The sequence below is a fragment of the Nocardioides sp. genome, assembly GCF_025964975.1.
Lineage (GTDB): Bacteria > Actinomycetota > Actinomycetes > Propionibacteriales > Nocardioidaceae > Nocardioides.
The window spans coordinates 11520-29533 of record NZ_JAOPXV010000210.1 but is presented as its reverse complement, the minus strand read 5'-3'; the positions used below and the strand labels follow the sequence as shown (position 1 = coordinate 29533).

12 protein-coding genes are annotated in these 18014 nt (G+C 68.3%); 8 read left to right on the top strand and 4 right to left on the bottom strand.

Going from position 1 to position 18014, the window contains the following annotated elements; all coding sequences use genetic code 11:
- Positions 1–126 precede the first annotated feature (126 nt).
- A complete protein-coding gene (locus tag JWN68_RS17030; protein ID WP_297741114.1) occupies positions 127–972 on the bottom strand; it encodes a PAC2 family protein in 846 nt (281 codons plus the stop codon).
- A gap of 156 nt (positions 973–1128) precedes the next feature.
- Between JWN68_RS17030 and metH the strand changes: the two genes are divergently transcribed.
- Entirely contained in the window at positions 1129–4902 is a 3774-nt protein-coding gene (gene metH / locus JWN68_RS17025; RefSeq protein ID WP_297741111.1) for a methionine synthase, read from the top strand.
- A 14-nt stretch (positions 4903–4916) separates the two neighbouring features.
- Here the strand turns inward: metH and JWN68_RS17020 are convergent, their stop codons facing one another.
- Positions 4917–5567 carry a histidine phosphatase family protein gene (locus JWN68_RS17020; protein WP_297741109.1) on the bottom strand — a complete coding sequence of 217 codons (651 nt, stop codon included), beginning with the start codon at positions 5565–5567 and terminating at the stop codon, positions 4917–4919.
- 157 nt (positions 5568–5724) lie between these two features.
- A complete protein-coding gene (locus JWN68_RS17015; protein WP_297741106.1) occupies positions 5725–6084 on the bottom strand; it encodes an MFS transporter in 360 nt (119 codons plus the stop codon).
- A 402-nt stretch (positions 6085–6486) separates the two neighbouring features.
- Here JWN68_RS17015 and JWN68_RS17010 point away from each other — a divergent pair, with 402 nt between their 5' ends.
- The 7 genes from JWN68_RS17010 to JWN68_RS16980 all read left to right on the top strand — a co-directional run bounded on the left by JWN68_RS17010 (position 6487) and on the right by JWN68_RS16980 (position 16510).
- Positions 6487–8382, top strand: a complete 1896-nt coding sequence (locus tag JWN68_RS17010) for a lysophospholipid acyltransferase (protein ID WP_297741105.1) — start codon at positions 6487–6489, stop codon at positions 8380–8382.
- Positions 8383–8509: 127 nt separating this feature from the next.
- Positions 8510–9523 (top strand): sugar phosphate isomerase/epimerase family protein, encoded by a 1014-nt coding sequence (locus JWN68_RS17005; protein ID WP_297741102.1) that lies wholly within the window; start codon positions 8510–8512, stop codon positions 9521–9523.
- Between the two features lie 32 nt (positions 9524–9555).
- Entirely contained in the window at positions 9556–10386 is an 831-nt protein-coding gene (locus tag JWN68_RS17000) for an MBL fold metallo-hydrolase (protein WP_297741100.1), read from the top strand.
- Positions 10387–10430: 44 nt separating this feature from the next.
- On the top strand, positions 10431–12086 hold the full coding sequence (locus JWN68_RS16995) for a thiamine pyrophosphate-dependent enzyme (RefSeq protein WP_297741098.1): 1656 nt from the start codon (positions 10431–10433) through the stop codon (positions 12084–12086).
- A 41-nt stretch (positions 12087–12127) separates the two neighbouring features.
- A complete protein-coding gene (locus tag JWN68_RS16990) occupies positions 12128–12835 on the top strand; it encodes a TMEM175 family protein (protein WP_297741096.1) in 708 nt (235 codons plus the stop codon).
- Complete coding sequence (gene iolE, locus JWN68_RS16985) at positions 12832–13821, top strand: myo-inosose-2 dehydratase (RefSeq protein ID WP_297741094.1); 990 nt, start codon at positions 12832–12834, stop codon at positions 13819–13821. Before JWN68_RS16990 ends, iolE begins: the two co-directional genes overlap by 4 nt.
- 1 nt (position 13822) lies before the next feature.
- Positions 13823–16510, top strand: a complete 2688-nt coding sequence (locus JWN68_RS16980) for a hypothetical protein (RefSeq protein WP_297741092.1) — start codon at positions 13823–13825, stop codon at positions 16508–16510.
- On the opposite strand, the gene JWN68_RS16975 is transcribed toward JWN68_RS16980, so the two are convergent.
- Positions 16503–17972 (bottom strand): alpha-amylase family glycosyl hydrolase, encoded by a 1470-nt coding sequence (locus tag JWN68_RS16975; protein ID WP_297741089.1) that lies wholly within the window; start codon positions 17970–17972, stop codon positions 16503–16505. The two genes, JWN68_RS16980 and JWN68_RS16975, sit on opposite strands and share 8 nt — an antisense overlap.
- Positions 17973–18014 lie beyond the last annotated feature (42 nt).

Below are 18014 nucleotides of genomic sequence, written 5' to 3'. Positions count from 1 at the left end.
ACACGCATTCCGCACCCCAACCGAAACGCTTGAGAAACTACTCATCGAAACCACAAAACACCCCGGTGTTGCGTGACTGTCTGGAATCCGCCGGCGCAGAATGTGGCCTGCTCAACACCGGGCCGCTCAGTCCTCCGTACGCCGCTTGAGGTAGCGCTCGAACTCCCGGGCAATGGCCTCGCCACTCGCCTCGGGCAGGTCTGCGGTGTCGCGCGACTCCTCCAGCGAGCGGATGTACTCGGCGACGTCCTCGTCCTCCTCGGCGAGCTCGTCGACGCCGCGCTCCCAGGCGCGCGCGTCGTCCGGCAGCTCTCCGAGGGGGATCGAGCAGTCGAGCAGGTCCTCCAGCTGGCCGACGAGGGCCAGCGTCGCCTTCGGGCAGGGCGGCTGCGCGACGTAGTGGGGGACCGCCGCCCAGTAGGAGACCGCCGGGATGTCGAGCTGCACGCACGCGTCCTGGAAGACGCCGACGATCCCGGTGGGTCCTTCGTAGGTCGACTGCTCGAGCTTGAGTCGGTCGACGAGCTCCGGCTCGGTCGCGGAGCCGGTGACGGGGATCGGCCGGGTGTGGGGTGAGTCGGCCAGCAGCGCCCCCAGGGTGATGACGAGCTGGCTGCCCAGGTCGTCGCACGCCGCGAGCAGCTCGGCGCAGAACTGCCGCCACCGCATGTTGGGCTCGATGCCGCGGATGAGGATCACGTCGCGATCCATGTCGGGAGGTGACGCGACGGCGATGCGGGTCGTCGGCCAGGTGAGGCGCCGGTAGCCGAACTCGTCCGAGGCGACCACGGGGCGGTTGACCTGGAAGTCGTAGAACTCCTCCGGGTCGATCGCGCCGACCACCCGGGCCTGCCACACCTCCATGAGGTGGTCGACCACTCCCGAGGCGGCGTCGGCGGCATCGTTCCAGCCCTCGAATGCCGCAATGACCACCGGGGAGGAGAGCTGCTGGACGTCGTCGAACTCGATCACTCATCCACCCTAGGACCCGCACCCACCTCCGCGACGATTTCGCGGTCCTTCTGGCGCGGTGAAACCATCGTGGCCTGCGTCCAGCACGTGGAAACGCCGTCCGCAGTGTGGACGGCACTCCGTAGGCTGGGCACCCCGAGAGGAGCCCGAGACCCTGTGACTGCCACGCCCTCGACCCCCGTCGACGCGTCCGGCGCGCCGCACCACCGCCCGGACGCCACCGAGACGCTGTACCGCCTGCTCGGCGAACGGATCATGGTGCTCGACGGAGCCATGGGCACGGCCATCCAGCGCGACCGACCGGACGAGTCCGGCTATCGCGGTGAGCGGTTCAAGGACTGGCCGAGCGACGTCCAGGGCAACAACGACCTCCTGACGCTGACTCAGCCCGAGATCGTCGCCGGCATTCACCGCGAATACCTCGAGGCCGGCGCTGACATCCTCGAGACCAACACCTTCAACGCCAACTCCATCTCACTGTCCGACTACGGTATGGAGGAGCTCGCCTACGAGCTCAACTACGAGTCCGCCCGACTCGCGCGCCGCGAGTGTGACGCTGTCACCGCGGAGCGGCCCGACCGGCCCCGGTTCGTCGCGGGGGCCCTCGGTCCCACGACCCGCACCGCGTCGATCTCTCCCGACGTCAACGACCCTGCCGCCCGCAACGTCTCCTACGACCAGCTCGTCGAGGCCTACATGGAGGCGGGCCGCGGCCTGCTCGATGGCGGCGCCGACCTGCTGATGATCGAGACGATCTTCGACACCCTCAACGCCAAGGCGGCCATCTTCGCCGTCGAGACCCTCTTCGAGGACTACGGCCGTCGCTGGCCGGTGATCATCTCCGGCACCATCACCGACGCGTCCGGCCGCACGTTGTCCGGTCAGGTGACCGAGGCGTTCTGGAACTCCGTACGCCACGCGAAGCCGCTCGCCGTGGGCCTCAACTGCGCTCTCGGCGCCAAGGAGATGCGGCCCTACATCGAGGAGATGAGCCGCATCGCCGAGACGTTCGTGTCGTGCTACCCCAACGCGGGCCTGCCGAATGCCTTCGGCGAGTACGACGAGGCGCCGGCCGAGACCGCCGCCATCCTCGGCGAGTTCGCCGGTGCCGGCTTCGTCAACCTCGTGGGCGGCTGCTGCGGCACCACCCCGGCCCACATCGCGGAGATCGCGCGGGCCGTGGAGGGGCAACCACGACGGGAGGTCCCCGAGGTCCCGGTCGCAATGCGTCTCGCCGGGCTGGAGCCCTTCACGATCGACGAGGACAGCCTCTTCGTCAACGTCGGCGAGCGCACCAACATCACGGGCTCGGCCAAGTTCCGCAACCTGATCAAGGCGGGCGACTACGACACGGCGCTGAGCGTGGCCCTGCAACAGGTCGAGAACGGCGCCCAGGTCATCGACGTCAACATGGACGAGGGCATGATCGACGGCGTCGCGGCCATGGACCGCTTCCTGAAGCTCATCGCCAGCGAACCCGACATCAGCCGCGTCCCGGTGATGGTCGACTCTTCCAAGTTCGAGATCATCGAGGCCGGCCTCAAGTGCGTCCAGGGGAAGGCGATCGTCAACTCCATCTCCATGAAGGAGGGCGAGGACACCTTCCGACAGCACGCGCGTCTGTGCCGCAAGTACGGCGCCGCGGTGGTCGTGATGGCGTTCGACGAGGAGGGGCAGGCCGCGGACCTCGATAGCCGCAAGCGCATCTGCCAGCGCGCCTACAAGATCCTCGTCGAGGAGGTCGGGTTCCCTGCTGAGGACATCATCTTCGACCCCAATGTGTTCGCCGTGGCGACGGGCATCGAGGAGCACGCCAACTACGGCGTCGACTTCATCGAGGCAGCTCGCTGGATCACCGAGAACCTCCCCGGCGCCCAGGTCTCCGGCGGCATCTCCAACGTCTCGTTCTCGTTCCGCGGCAACAACGCCGTCCGTGAGGCCATCCACGCCGTCTTCCTCTACTACGGCATCCAGGCCGGCCTCTCGATGGGCATCGTGAACGCCGGCGCCCTAGTGACGTACGACAGCATCGACCCCGAGCTCCGCGAGGCGATCGAAGACGTGATCCTCAACCGTCTGTCCGACCCGATGGCCGCGACCGAGCGCCTCCTCGAGATCGCCGAGAAGTACCGCCAGACCGATGCCGTCGAGGAGAAGGCCGCCGCCGAGTGGCGCTCGCTGCCGATCCGCGAGCGGATCACGCACGCCCTGGTCAAGGGCATCGACGCGCACGTCACCGAGGACACCGAGGAGCTGCGCGCCGAGATCTCCGTCGCCGGCGGTCGCCCGATCGAGGTGATCGAGGGGCCGTTGATGGATGGCATGAACGTCGTCGGCGACCTCTTCGGTGCCGGCAAGATGTTCCTCCCCCAGGTGGTCAAGAGCGCCCGCGTGATGAAGAAGGCCGTGGCCTACCTCCTGCCCTTCATCGAGGCAGAAAAACTGGCGTCGGGCGACCCTGATTCTGCAGAGACGAAGAACGGCACCATCGTGATGGCCACGGTGAAGGGCGACGTCCACGACATCGGCAAGAACATCGTCGGGGTCGTGCTGCAGTGCAACAACTACGAGGTCATCGACCTCGGCGTGATGGTGCCCGCCCAGAAGATCCTCGACGCCGCCAAGGAGCACGACGCAGACATCATCGGCCTCTCCGGTCTGATCACCCCCTCGCTCGACGAGATGGTGCACTTCGCCGCCGAGATGCAGCGCACCGGCCTGACCATTCCGCTGATGATCGGTGGCGCGACGACCTCGCGCGCCCACACGGCGGTCAAGGTCGACAAGAAGTACGACGGCCCGGTCATCTGGGTCAAGGACGCCTCGCGGTCGGTGCCGACGGCAGCTGCGCTCCTCAGCGACGACCTGCGGCCGAAGCTGATGGCGGACGTCAAGACCGACTACGACTCGTTGCGTGAGCGGCACGCGGGCAAGAACGACCGGCCGATGCTGTCCCTCGAGGCGGCCCGGGCCAACCGGACGCCGATCGAATGGGACGGCTACACCCCGCCCGTGCCCAGGTCACCCGGAGTGCAGATCTTCGAGGACTACGACATCGCCGAGCTGCGCGACTACATCGACTGGCAGCCGTTCTTCAACGCCTGGGAGATGAAGGGCAAGTTCCCCGACATCCTGAACAGCCCGACGGCGGGGGAGACCGCGCGCAAGCTCTACGACGACGCGCAGGTCATGCTCGACCGCATCATCGAGGAGAAGTGGCTCACCGCCAACGGCGTGATCGGGTTCTTCCCGGCTGCGGCGTACGGCGACGACACGCTCGTCTACACCGACGAGTCGCGCACCGAGGTGCTGACGACCCTGCACCACCTCCGGCAGCAGGGGCAGCACCGCGACGGCATCCCCAACCGCTCCCTCGGCGACTTCATCGCACCCGCGGACACCGGGCTGGAGGACTACGTGGGCGGCTTCGCCGTCACGGCCGGCCTGGGCAGCACCGACAAGATCCTGGAGTTCAAGCAGGACCTCGACGACTACTCGGCGATCCTGCTGGAGTCGCTGGCCGATCGGCTGGCCGAGGCCTTCGCCGAGCGGATGCACCAGCGGGTCCGCACGGAGTTCTGGGGCCACCAGCCCGACGAGGACCTGGACCACGAGGCGCTGATCCGGGAGAAGTACGTCGGGATCAGGCCGGCTCCGGGCTACCCGGCCTGCCCGGAGCACACCGAGAAGGCGACCTTGTGGGAGCTCCTCGGCGTGGACAGGATCGGCATCGAGCTCACCGAGTCGATGGCGATGTGGCCGGGAGCGTCGGTGCGCGGGTGTTACTTCTCTCACCCGCAGTCGCAGTACTTCGTCGTGGGCCGCCTCGGCCGCGACCAGGTCGCCGACTACGCCGAGCGCAAGGGCTGGGACCTGGCCACGGCGGAGCGCTGGTTGTCCCCCAACCTGGGCTACGACCCGGAGGACTGAGTTCGGCCCGGCCCCTACAGCTCGTCGCCGGTCGGGTCGGGCGCGGTCAGGTCGTCGAGCCGTGCCCCGCCGATCGGCTCGCGCCGCCAGGACACGATCACCCATCCGTCCTCGGGGTTGCCGTCCAGGGTGACGCACCCGGTGTTGTGCAGGCCCTCGTGGACCGGCGGGTGCTCGCCCGTCGCCCGGTGCGTGACCCACGTCCGGATGGCGGCTCCGTGGCTGACGACGAGCGCTGCAGCAGGAGTGCCGGCACAGACCTCGGCGATCGCTTCGTCGTACCGCCTGAGGAACGCCGTGCCGGTCTCTCCGCCGGGCATCTCACGGTCGAGGTCGCCGTCGAGCCAGGCTCCGATCGTCGACAGGAATCCGTGGACCGAGACCTCGTCGCTGCACATCTCGAACGCACCGGCGGAGATCTCGCGCAGTCCGTCGTGCACGGTGGGCGTCAGGCCCGACGCGTCAGCCAGCGGGCGTGCTGTCTGGCTCGTACGCGTCAGGGTCGAGACCGCGATCGCGTCGATGCCTGCTCCGTCGAGCTCCCTCGCGGCCGCCTGAGCCTGCTGCCGGCCGAGATCGGTGAGCTCCAGACCGGGGTGCGCGGTGTCCAGGGCGCCCGAGACGTTGGCATGGGTCTGACCGTGGCGGAGCAGGAACAAGCGCATGGCCGAAGCCTAGGACGCTTGCACCCAGCCACGCGCGGTCGTACCTAGGGTCGTTCCGGCGGGCGGTAGCCCGGGCGGCCGCTGGTGCCCACCGCCCGCAGGGCCGCCTCGCCCATCGCCCTGCCCGCCCTGGCGATCCCGGACGGTGGCTCGCCCGTCATCGCTGGCGGCAAGACCACCACCCGCCGCCGATGCCCATGCCCGACACGAACCGGCACACCAGGAAGACCCACATCGTGGGGGCCAGTCCGGACGCCGCCGCCCCGAGCAGGTACACCACAAGGGTCAGGGTGAAAATCTTCTTGCGGCCCCATGTGTCACTCAGCCGGCCGAAGATCAGCGCGCCTGCCACCTCGCCGAGCAGGTGGACCGTCCCCGCCAGGCCGACGTCCCCGGCGTCCATGCCGAGCGTCCTCTCGAAGCCACCGGCGGCCACGATCTGGATCTCGAGGTCGTCGAGGATCCAAGCCGTGCCGAGGCCGACGATGACCATCCAGTGGAAGCGAGTCCACGGCATGTCGTGCATGCGTGCCGGGATCAGGGTCTGGATCGGCTTGTCCTGATCGAGTTGCCACGGAGCTCATGGTCGTCCTCCGCTGCTGTGCGACCAGCCCGGATCCGGACCGCCGAGTGCGGTGACTCCCCTAGCACTCGTTCACCGAGCGCACGATGAGCTGCATCCTCTTCCCAGCCCTAGGGGTGTCCCCGCCACTGACGTGCCGGCGCGCGGTGCAGCCGCCGTTCAAGGCGCTCGTCGCCCGGCAGCGGGAGCTCGTCCGCGGGGCAGCACAGGTAGGGCCGCGGATGTGTCTCTCGCTGCGCCCTCGCGCCGTCGGGGGGGGCGAAGCTGCCTGTATGTTCCCGTCATGACTCGTCATCGGAGGGTGTCGATCGCCGTCACGACGCACAGGGAGATCCGATGACCGCGATCCGCCGACCGCGCGGGGTCGCAGCCAGCGCCGTGGAGCGGGTGCGGCCCGGCAGCAGCCTTCCTCGTGAAGCAGTGGAGCTCCTCCAGAACGACGCCTTCGAGCAGGAGCTGGCCGAGGTGGCCCGTGAGCATGGCACCGACGTCCGAGCTGCCCGGACCGAGGCGAGGTCCTACCTCGCGGAGATGGCCGCCTGGCACGGGGATCGGATGACCGAGCAGTGGGCCAAGCTCGGCGCATGGTTCATGCGCGCCTACGACATCGTGGTCGACGAGGAGCAGATCCAGCGGCTCCGCAAGCTCGACAGCCAGCACAGTCTCGGCATCGCCTTCAGCCACCGTTCCTACCTGGACGGTATGGCGATCCCCAACGTCCTGCGCGCCCGCCGGTTCAGTCCCACGTTCACCTTCGGCGGTGCGAATCTCAACCTTCCGGTGCTCGGGGCGGTCGCCAGCCGGACCGGGGTCATCTTCATCCGCCGCTCGACCACCGATCTTCCGGTCTACCGGCTCACCCTGCGCTGCTACATCCGGCAGCTGGTGGCCAACCGCCGCAACGTCGCGTGGTCGATCGAGGGTGGTCGCACGCGCACCGGGAAGCTCCGCCCGCCCGTCCACGGGATCTTGAAGTACCTCGTCGACGCGGTGGAGGGCCCCGGCTCACCCGATGCGCAGGTGGTGCCGATCTCCATCGTCTACGACCAGCTCCACGAGGTCACGGGCATGACCGCCGAGGCGCGCGGCGCCCGGAAGCGACCTGAGGACCTGCGGTTCGTAGTGCGCTTCGCGCGACTCCAGCGCACTCGCATGGGCCGCGCCTACCTCACGGTCGGGGAGCCGTTCTCCCTTCGGCAACGCCTCGAAGAACTCCACGACGACGGGTTGTCGTCGCACCAGGCGATCGAGCGGATCGCCCTCGACATCTCCCACCGCCTCAACCGCGCCACGCCGGTGACCGTGACGGCGATCGTGTCCCTGGCCCTGCTCGGCGCCGACCGGGCGCTCACCCTCGACGGGGTCCTCGAGACCGTCGAGCCACTCGCCGTGTACGTCGGCGACCGCGACTGGCCGGTGGCCGGGGGTGCCAACCTCCAGGACCGGGCCACCGTCCGGCGTGCCCTGCAGGAGCTGTCCACTACCGGGGTGCTCCGGCAGTACGAAGGCGGCACCGAACCGGTGTGGAGCATCCGGGAGGGTCAGCACCTGGTGGCTGCCTTCTATCGCAACACCGTGATCCACATCCTCGTCGACCGGGCGATCGGGGAGCTGGCGCTGCTCACCATTGCCGAGCTCCGCCCGGACGCCGCCCTGCCTGCGGGCGGCGCGGTCGAGGTCGGATGGGACGAGGCAAAGCGGATCCGCGACCTGATGAAGTTCGAGTTCTTCTTCCCCGGGCGCGTGCAGTTCGAGCAGGACCTCCGCACCGAGCTGCGCATCCTCGCGGGCGAGGACCTCGTCGACCTCACCTCGGAGCGGGCCGGTGAGCTCCTGGGCCAGGCGCGACCACATCTGGCCCACCTCGTGCTCCGTCCCTTCCTGGACGCCTACCTCGTGGTGGCCGACCGGCTCGTCGAACAGGGGGACGCCCAGGTCGACGACGATGCCTTGCTTGCCGACGCCCTCGCAGTGGGCCAGCAGTGGCAGCTCCAGCGCAAGGTCGAGTCGGCCGAGTCGGTCTCCCTCGAGCTCTACCGCACCGCGCTGGCGCTCGCCCGGCACCGAGGCCTGCTCGCCGAAGGGCCGGAGCTCGCCACGCGGCGAGAGGCGTTCCTCGCCGAGATCCAGGACTCGCTGCGGCGGCTGGACGTGATCTCCGCCCTGGCCGCGTCGGGCCACCCCGACCTCAGGGCCGCCACCGTCAACGATGTCGTGGATGCGGTGAAGTGACGGACCTCCAAGGCTAGGGTGGCGTGATGCACCCGCTCCGGTGGTTGCCTGATCGTGCAGACGTCGACCGAGAGTTGACCGACAAGGGCCCATCGGGGCCGGCCACTTGAGACCACTTGGGAGCGGGATGACATCGACGTCCTCGCGGGACATCTACTTCAGCTTCTTCATGTTCACCGCCGACCTGCGCCCCGACGACGATGCCTACAGCAGGATCCTGGTCGAGCACTGCCGGGCGCTCAAGGAGATGGGCTACACCGGCTTCGACGTGCACATCGCGTCGCAACCGGTCGGTGGCGATCACGCGCAGGACGTCGCGAGCTACGTCGAGCTGAAGAGACGGTTCGACGAGGCCGGCGTAGGCGACGTCCCGTTCACGACCAACGTGGGGACCACTCAGCGGTTCGACATCACCTCGCCCTACCAGGAGCAGCGCGCGCAGGCACTCGACTACCTCAAGTCGCGGGTCGACATCACCGCTGTCCTCGGTGGCGACGCCGCCCTCATGTCGGGCCCGTTCCTCTACCCCTACGGGGCCTTCCCGGTCACTGACGACGGCGAGCCGATCTGGAGTGATGCGCTGCAGGACTGGATGGCGCAGCGTTATCCGATGGCGCGGTCCAGCTTCGCTGAGCTGGTCGAGTATGCCGCGGCGAAGAACGTCACGCTCGCGATCGAGCCGGTCAAGAGCTGGGAGACCCCGGGGCCCAACATGGTCTCGGAGGTGCTGGACTTCCTCGACGGCTTCGAGAGCGGATCGGCCGGCGTGGCCCTCGACACCGCCCAGGTGCTCATGGAGAGCGAGGGCCCCGAGAGCTTCCGACGCAACGTCGCCCGTGCCTCCTCGCAGGACCGGCTGCACTCCGTGCACGTCTCGGCGCCCGACCGGGGCGCCGTGGCGGACAGCTGGATCCCGTGGGACCTCATGCTGCGCGAGCTCGAACCAGTCTTCCGCGGGCCGTACCTCGTGGAGGTCTTCAACGCGGTCCCGCCGTTCGTCGATTCCATGCGCATGTCCCGCCGCCGGTTCTGGCGGCCGGGGGAGGACGAGCCGACGGACGCAAGCAGCGCCTATGACGTGGCTGCGAGCGCGTTGTCCACCCTGCGGGAACACCTCGCCGCGGTCTCCCCTCAACCGTGACTGTCCCCCCCCGCAACGTCGGAGGTCCATCCGTGCCCCACCCGCTGTCGGAACCCACCATCATCGTGACAAGACGTTCGGCTGACGTTCGCATCCACACGTTCGTCGCGTCGTTCCTGGACAACAACATCGCCAACGCGACGCACATCATCGAGGGCCCGACCAAGCTGGTCCTGGTCGACGCGCAGTTCTTGGCGCCGTACGCCCGACGCTTCCGCGAGTATGCCGACGGTCTCGGCAAGCCGATCGACAGGCTGTATCTCTCGCACCGCCACCCGGACCACTGGTTCGGCCTGGCAACCGCCTTCCGCGACGTGCCCGTCTTCGCCCTGGCCGAGACGGTCGACTTCCTCCGCGAGCACGGCTCGGACTCGGTGGCCGACCACTCGAAGATGGGCGAGAACGCCCCGCCTGCGGACGTCGTCGTGCCCGAGGGGATCGTCGGGCCGGGGGAGGAGACCATCGACGGGATCCGCTACGTCTTCGACGTGATCACCGACACCGAGATCGACTACCACCTCGCGATCAAGCTCCCCGACCTGGGCGTGTGCGTCGCGCAGGACCTGATCTACAGCGGTACCCACCTCTATCTGAGCTCGGACATGCAGCACTGGATCGAGGTCCTGGGCGATCTCTTGACCGAGGACCACGACCTGTTCCTCGCCGGTCACGGCCTGCCTGCGGACAAGAACGAGGTGGCACGCAACATCGAGTACCTGGCCGCAGCCGCTGCCGCAGTCGCGGACGGCATGACCGGTGCTGACTTCAAGAACTTCATGCTCGCGCGCTATCCCGAACGCCGGTGTCCCGGAATCTTCGACATCTACCTCCCGCGCCTGTTCGGCGGCGCGGCGAGCTACTGATGCCCTGCTGATGCCCTGCCCACCATCGATGGAGGTACGTCGCCATGAGTGATCCCTACACAGTCGGGCAGTACCTCGTCGACCGGCTGCAGCAGGTGGGGCTGGGCCATCTCTTCTCCCTTGCCGGCGACTACTCCATCCGGTGGGTGAACGGGTACGTCGCTCCGAGCCAGATCACCGTCATCGAAGAGGTCAACGAGCTCAATGCCGGGTATGCCGCCGACGGCTATGCCCGCCTCAAGGGGATCGGGGCGCTCTGCGTCACCTACTCGGCGGGAGCGCTGAGCGCGGTGAACGCCATCGCCGGGGCGTACGCCGAGAGAGTGCCCCTCGTCCTGATCAACGGCACCCCGGACATCAAGAAGACCCTGGCGTTCGAGCAGACCGGTTTCAGCGCGCACCACTTCATCAGTGGGCGTGAGACCGACATGCAGGCCTTCGAGCACCTGACCGCCGCTGCGGTGCGCATCGACAATCCCGACATGGCCGGCATGTTGATCGACTATGCGCTCACGCAATGCCTCACGGAACGGCGTCCGGTCTACCTCGAGCTGCTTCAGGACATGGTCGACCTGGAGTGCGAACCCCCGGTCGGAGAGCTCGGGCCGGCAAGGACGATGTCCGACGATGCCAACCTCGCGGACTCCGTCGAGACGATCAGGGCGATGCTCGAGAAGGCTGACAACCCGCTCATCTGGGTGGGCATCGAGGTCGACCGCTTCGGTCTGCACGAACAGGCCGCGACACTCGTGCGACAGCTGAACCTCCCGTATGTCACGGAGCTCTTGAGCAAGTCGGTCCTGGCCGAGGACGATCCCCAGTTCGCCGGTGTCTTCGACGGGCAGGCGTCCTCCGCAGATGTCCAAAGCCTGGTGGAGGGGGCCGACTTCGTCCTGGCGCTGGGCGTCTGGCTGACAGATCTGAACTCGTTGGGCTGGAACCCGACCTTCGACACGACGGCCTTCGTCTCGTTCGACACTGTCAAGTACGGCACCTACTTCCGAGCCCAGGTCGCGTTGTCCCACACCATCGACGCCCTGATCGCCACTGGCCTCACCCGGGACGCCGCGCCTCTCCCGGCCCAGACGTCACCGGCCGCCGCGTCGGTGGATCCTGCTGCCGCGATCACCTATTCCGGGTTCTACGACTTCATCCCGCGCTACGTCGACGAGGACACGATCGTCGGCAGCGACGCAAGCCTGAACTACTTCGGAAGCCTCCTGTTGAGGGTCCCCGCCGCCGGCGGGTTCTTCGCGCAGCCGTCGTACTCCTCGATCGGCTACATCGGGCCGGCGGCGACGGGAGTCTGCCTGGCCAAGCGGGCGGAACAGCGGGTGATGGTCTTCGCGGGTGACGGCGGCTTCCAGATGAGCGCCCAGTGCCTGTCGACGCAGACGCGCTTCGGCCTCGCCCCGATCATCTTCGTCATCGACAACGGGGTCTACGGCGTCGAGCAGTGGCTGGCCGACCCGACTGTCTTCCGCAACGACCAGCCCTTCTACGAGTCCTGCCGCCTGCATCGGTGGGAGTACAGCAAGCTGGCCGCGGTCTTCGGCTGCCAGGGCTGGAAGGTCGAGACCTACGAGGAGCTCGACGACGCCGTACGGGGGGCGCTGGCCCACACGAGCACCCCGTCCATCATCCAGGTCGTCATCGATGAGAAGTCCATTCCACTCAATGCCGAGTGGAAGAAGACATAGGCTCGAACTCACGACCTCGTCGCCGCGACGAACGTCGGACGATGACACGCAAGCGAGAGGTGGCCATGGACGACTCGCGGCCGGTGGGGGACGAGCTCATCGACGGGCAGTTCAGGCCAGAGCGGATGAATGCTCTGGCGGACGGCATCTTCGCGGTCGTGCTCACGCTCCTCGTGCTGGAGCTGAAGCTCCCGGAGACCGACGAGTCCATCCTCACGCTGATCCGCGACGACGTGCGGGTCTTCGTCGCGTGGCTGATCAGCTTCCTGGTGCTCGCCCGGTTCTGGCTCGTTCACCACGCCGTGACGGCGCGCCTGCAGGTGTGCCGGATCGGGACCCTCGTCCTGAACTTCGGCGTGCTGGGAACCGTGTCGCTGCTGCCCTTCTCGGCCGACCTCCTCGGGACAGAGCGGGTCTCCGAGCCCTGGTCCACCATCGTGTTCGCCGTCAACGTCGGACTGATCTCGCTCAGCCTGGGCCTGCTTGCCCGGCACGCGCTGCGCGAGCGGGGCCCGCTCCACTCCGCCCAGTCCCGGACGGTACTGAGCGGCCACCGGTCGCACCACCTCTACGTCCTGCCCGCGGTCGCGCTGGCCTCGGCGCTGCTGGCCTTCGTCCACCCGTACGTCGCGGTCGGCCTCCTCGTGGCGGAGTTCCTCGTCGCTGCTGCGTGGGGTGGCTGGCGTGTCCGGGCCCCGTCGCATCTCGTCCGCAACCCGGCCCCACCCGCCCTGGAAGGATCTCCATGACGCTCGGGGTCGGCACGCGCGCCGACCCGTTCACGCCACGACCGGCCGACCGGTCGACCACCCCCCATCGAAAGGCACCCATGTTCGCCTCTGGAACCGTTCGCCTCGCCGCTGTGCCCAACGCCTGGGTCAACGACGACCTCCCGGAGCTCGGAGCCGGCACGTCCTTCGAGCAGATCATCAGTGAGATGGCGCTGGCGGGCTACGAGGGCACCGAGCTGGGCAGCACCTATCCCACTGACGCAGGGACTCTCAAGGCCGCCCTCGACGTCCGGGGGTTGGTGCCGTCAGGAGGCTGGGTGTCCACCTGGTTCGCCTCGAAGGGAGGGGCGTACGAGCAGACCCTGCAGACGTTCCGCGACCAGATCCCCTTCTTCAACGCGATCGGCCTGCAGGACGTGTACGTCGCCGAGGTGACCGGAGCGGTCCACCAGCAGCCCGTCCCCGCGCTGGCCAACCGGCCGGTCTTCGACGACGCCCAGTGGGACGACATGATCCGCGGACTGGGCGAGATGGGACGGATCGCCGTAGACCACGGCCTGCGCATCAACTACCACCACCACACAGGCACGGGCGTGCAGTCGTCCGATGACATCGACCGCCTGATGGCCGGAACGGTGGCCGGCGAGACCTGGCTGCTCCTGGACACGGCCCACCTGCTGGTCGGGGGAGGTGACCCGATCGAGCTCCTGGCTCGACATGAGGGACGCATCGGTCACGTCCATCTCAAGAACCTCCGCCAGCCCGTGCTGGACCGGATGCATCAGGAGGCGTTGAGCTTCTGGGACGCGCTGCGCCAGGGCATCTTCACCGTCCCCGGCGACACCGAGGGCTGCATCGACTTCGCCCCGCTGCTGCAGAAGCTCGCCGACGACGGTTGGGCAGGATGGCTGGTGGTGGAGGCCGAGCAGGACCCCGCCGTCGCGCACCCGCTGGAGGCGTTCCGGCTGGCGCGCCGCCACATCGCCGACCTGACCGGGCTCTGACGTGGCCACGGCCGAGAACGACCGGCTGATCGCGACCAACGCCGACGGGGTCCCGTGGCGCCGGTGGGGGCCCTACCTCTCCGACCGGCAGTGGGGCACAGTGCGCGAGGACACCTCGCCGGGCGGGGACGCCTGGGACTCCTTCCCGCATGATCACGCGCGATCGCGGGCCTACGCCTGGGGTGAGGACGGCCTGCTCGGGATCAGCGACGACACCCAGCGGCTGTGCTTCTCCCTGGCGGTGTGGAACGAGGCTGACCCCATCATCAAGGAGCGGCTCTTCGGCCTCACCAACAGCGAGGGCAACCACGGCGAGGACGTCAAGGAGTACTACTTCTACCAGGACTCGACCCCGACGCACTCGTACATGCGTGGGCTCTACAAGTACCCCCAGGCGGCCTACCCGTACGACGACCTGCTGCGCACCAACGCCGGACGTGACAAGCAGGCCCCCGAGTACGAGCTCGTCGACACCGGGATCTTCTCCGAGCACCGCTACTTCGACGTCGAGGTCGTCTATGCCAAGGCGGGTCCCGACGACGTCGTGATCACGATCACCGCCACCAACCGCGGACCCGACCCGGCGGTCCTCCACCTGTTGCCGACCGTGTGGCTGCGCAACACGTGGGGCGGCGACCCCGAGGCGCCGCGGCCGCGGCTGAGCGCCGACGCCCACGCGCGACGCATCGCAGTGGACTGTCCAGAGCTGGGGGACTACCTGCTTGCCTGGGAGGACGACGTCGACGTCCTGGTGACCGAGAACGAGACCAACTGGGCCAGGATCGCCGGCGGCACGAACGCAACGGCCTACGTCAAGGACGGCATCAACGACGCGGTCGTCTCGGGCCGGTCGGACTCGGTGAACCCCGACCCGACAGGGACCAAGATCGCGCTCCGTAGGCGCGACGTCATCGATGCCGGCTCGTCGGTGACCATGCGTCTGCGTCTGTCGAACGCGATGCCGCAGGCGCCGCTCGGCGAGGACACCGACCGGTTGGTCAAGAAGCGCCGTGCCGAGGCCGACGACTTCTATGCCTCCATCACCCCGCCCTCGGTCAGCGCGGACGCCGCGTTGGTCATGCGGCAGGCTCTCGCCGGGATGCTCTGGTCGAAGCAGTTCTACTGCTACGACCTCGATCGGTGGCTCAGCGAGCGTGACGTGCACCCGTTGCGCGACGAAGCCGGCCTCGACCACCGCAACGCCCGCTGGTTCCACATGGTCTGCGGCGACATCATCTCCATGCCCGACTGCTGGGAGTATCCCTGGTTCGCCGCGTGGGACCTCGCGTTCCACACCATGACGCTGGCGATGGTCGACACCGCCTTCGCCCGCGACCAGCTCCAGCTCCTGCTGGGTGAGCGCTACCTCCACCCGTCGGGCCAGATCCCGGCATACGAATGGAACTTCTCCGACGTCAATCCACCCGTGCATGCACTGGCCACCCTCTTCAGCCACGTGGAAGCAGCAGGAGACGGCAGCGGCGACGACCATGACTTCCTGGCCGACATGTTCGGCAAGCTGGTCCTCAACTTCACCTGGTGGGTCAACCGGAAGGACGTCAACGGCGCCAACGCGTTCGAGGGCGGGTTCCTGGGCCTGGACAACATTGCCGTGTTCGACCGCAGTGCCGCTCAGCTGCCCACCGGAGGACGGCTCGAGCAGGCGGACGGTACGGCGTGGATGGCGCTGTACTGCCAGACCATGCTCGAGCTCTCCTTGGAGCTCGTGGCCACCGATACGCTCTACGAGGGCATGGCGCTCAAGTTCCTCGAGCACTTCCTGTACATCTCCGCAGCCATGGAGCGTGGCGACGGGATGTGGGACGACCAGGACGGCTTCTTCTACGACCAGCTGCGCCGCCCTGACGGGTCAGGGGAGCGGCTGCGCGTGCGATCAATGGTGGGCCTGATCCCGCTCTGCGCGGTGACCATCGTGCCGGCCGAGGCCTTCGGCCTCCTCACCGACCGGCTGGACGAGTTCATGGGTCGCCACCCCGACCTCCTCGGCCAGCTGTCCGATCCCACGCTGCCCGGCGTTGCGGACCGGCGCCTGTTGACACTTCTGAACGAGGACCGGTTGCGCAGCGTCCTGGGCTACCTGCTCGACGAGGACGAGTTCCTCAGCCCGCACGGCATCCGTGCCCTGTCGCGCTACCACCTCGACCACCCGTTCTCGCTGGACGTCGAGGGACAGACGTTCGGTGTCGGCTATCTCCCGGGCGAGTCCGACAGCGGGATGTTCGGCGGCAACTCCAACTGGCGCGGGCCGGTGTGGATGCCGGTGAACTTCATGGTCGTCCGGGCGCTGCTCCAGTACTACCTCTACTACGGCGACGAGTTCACCGTCGAGATGCCCACTGGGTCGGGAAACCACCGCACCCTGTTCGAGGTGGCGCACGAGATCGCCGACCGGCTGGTGTCGATCTTCATCCCTGACGAGGACGGCCGCCGCGCGGTGTTCGGTGGTGTCGAGCTGTTCCAGACCGACGAGCACTGGCGCGACAACCTGTTGTTCTACGAGTACTTCCACGGCGACAACGGAGCGGGCATCGGAGCGTCCCACCAGACCGGCTGGACGGGGCTGGTGGCGAAGCTCATCCAGCTCTTCGGCACGCTGGACGCAGCCGAGGTGCTGGCGGGTCGCACCACGCACCCGTCCACGGCGCTGTTCCGGCGCGACGTCAGCTGACCTCGAAGACGTTGTAGCCGCGCGGGGGCAGGTCCAGGAACAGGCCATGGGCTTCGGTGTCGGCCACGTCCCGGGCGTACGCCGTCCCTGGGTGCATCGCGTCGCTCAGGTGGACCGCGTCAGCCTCCGGGAGCAGGCCGCCGAGGGCCGCTCGGCACTGTGCCTGCCCGTCGCCGAGGTTGACAGCCACGAGCCAGCGCAGCGGTGCACCCTGCCCCTCCGACCAGCCCATCACGACGTACGAGTCGTGCGTCGGGTTCCCCGCCCACGCGGGAGCGGCGTCCAGGAGTTGCCACTGACCCGTTCGCAGGATCCGGTCGCCGAGGACCGCGAGCAGGCGGTCGTAGAAGGCCACCACGTCCGGGTCTGTCGGCTCGGCCGGCCGTCGGCGCAGGTGCAGCGGCGCCTTGACCCGCCGGCCGACGAACTGACCCTCGTGGAAGAACCGCAGGCCGGGGACCAGGAAGGTGAGGACCGCCGCCGCCTCGTGGCCGGCAAGGTCTGCGAAGGTGTCGGCGGCCCTGGGCTCGTCGTGATTCTCCAGGAAGCGTGCGGAACGACGCTGGAAGTCCGGGTCGGCCCGGAGGTGGCCGCGGACTGCCGCGGCGTCCCAGCTGCGCAGGCGGTCGTAGAGCCGCTTGTCGTAGGTGTAGTCGAAGCCGTGCTGCTGGAGCTGCCACTCGAGGTCCCAGTAGACCTCGGCCATCATCACGAAGCCCGGGTGCTCGGCACGTACGTGCGCGATGGCCTCGGGCCAGAAGTCGCCGTCCGCCGGCGCCGAGCCATCGGTCGGGAGCGAGCGGTCGCCCCACGTCGCCGCGAAGACCCCGGGTTCGAGCAACATCGCCATGTCGCACCTGACCCCGTCGCATCGCGCCGCCACCCGGAGCAGCTCCGCGGTCATCGCAGCGCGGAGGTCGGGATGGCGGTAGTTCAGCTGCGCGGTGTCGGGCCAGCCGTCGAAGTAGGGGTCACGCCCGTGCGCCACCACGCGATCACCCATGCGAAGGTAGTTCTGAGGTGCACTCACCAGGTCTGCCTCCGCGCCACCGACGTAGCGGTGCGGGGCGTCGACCAGCCAGGGGTGGTCGATCGCGGTGTGGTTGGGCACGAAGTCGAGGAGCAGCCTGAGCCCGCGCTGGGACAGACGGGCGCGGAGCCGGGGGAGCGACTCATCGCCGCCGAAGTCGCGGTGCACGGTGTAGTCCACGACGGCGAACGGGGACCCGGTGACGTCCTCGGGGACGAAGTCGGGCAGCGCTCGGTGGTACTCGACCTGCCAGCCCGGCTGGGCGAGGGAGACGGCCCGACCGGCCTCGCCGGTCTGCCACACCCCGAGCATCCAGACCCAGTCGAAGCCGCGTGCGGCGATGTCGTCGAGGAAGCGGTCCGGCACGTCGTCAAGAGTGGCTGCTCGTCCGAGACCTTCGCCGATCTCGAAGAGCAGCACCCGAGTGTTCACTTGGTAGAGCAGAGGATTCACGGACTCTCCAGACGCACAGCC

Coding starts and splice junctions, on each gene's coding strand:
- JWN68_RS16995 (WP_297741098.1), top strand. CDS start 10,431: ATGAGTGATCCCTACACAGTCGGGCAGTACCTCGTCGACCGGCTGCAG.
- iolE (WP_297741094.1), top strand. CDS start 12,832: ATGACGCTCGGGGTCGGCACGCGCGCCGACCCGTTCACGCCACGACCG.
- JWN68_RS16990 (WP_297741096.1), top strand. CDS start 12,128: ATGACACGCAAGCGAGAGGTGGCCATGGACGACTCGCGGCCGGTGGGG.
- JWN68_RS17020 (WP_297741109.1), bottom strand. CDS start 5,567: ATGCGCTTGTTCCTGCTCCGCCACGGTCAGACCCATGCCAACGTCTCG.
- JWN68_RS17005 (WP_297741102.1), top strand. CDS start 8,510: ATGACATCGACGTCCTCGCGGGACATCTACTTCAGCTTCTTCATGTTC.
- JWN68_RS17015 (WP_297741106.1), bottom strand. CDS start 6,084: ATGCCGTGGACTCGCTTCCACTGGATGGTCATCGTCGGCCTCGGCACG.
- JWN68_RS17010 (WP_297741105.1), top strand. CDS start 6,487: ATGACCGCGATCCGCCGACCGCGCGGGGTCGCAGCCAGCGCCGTGGAG.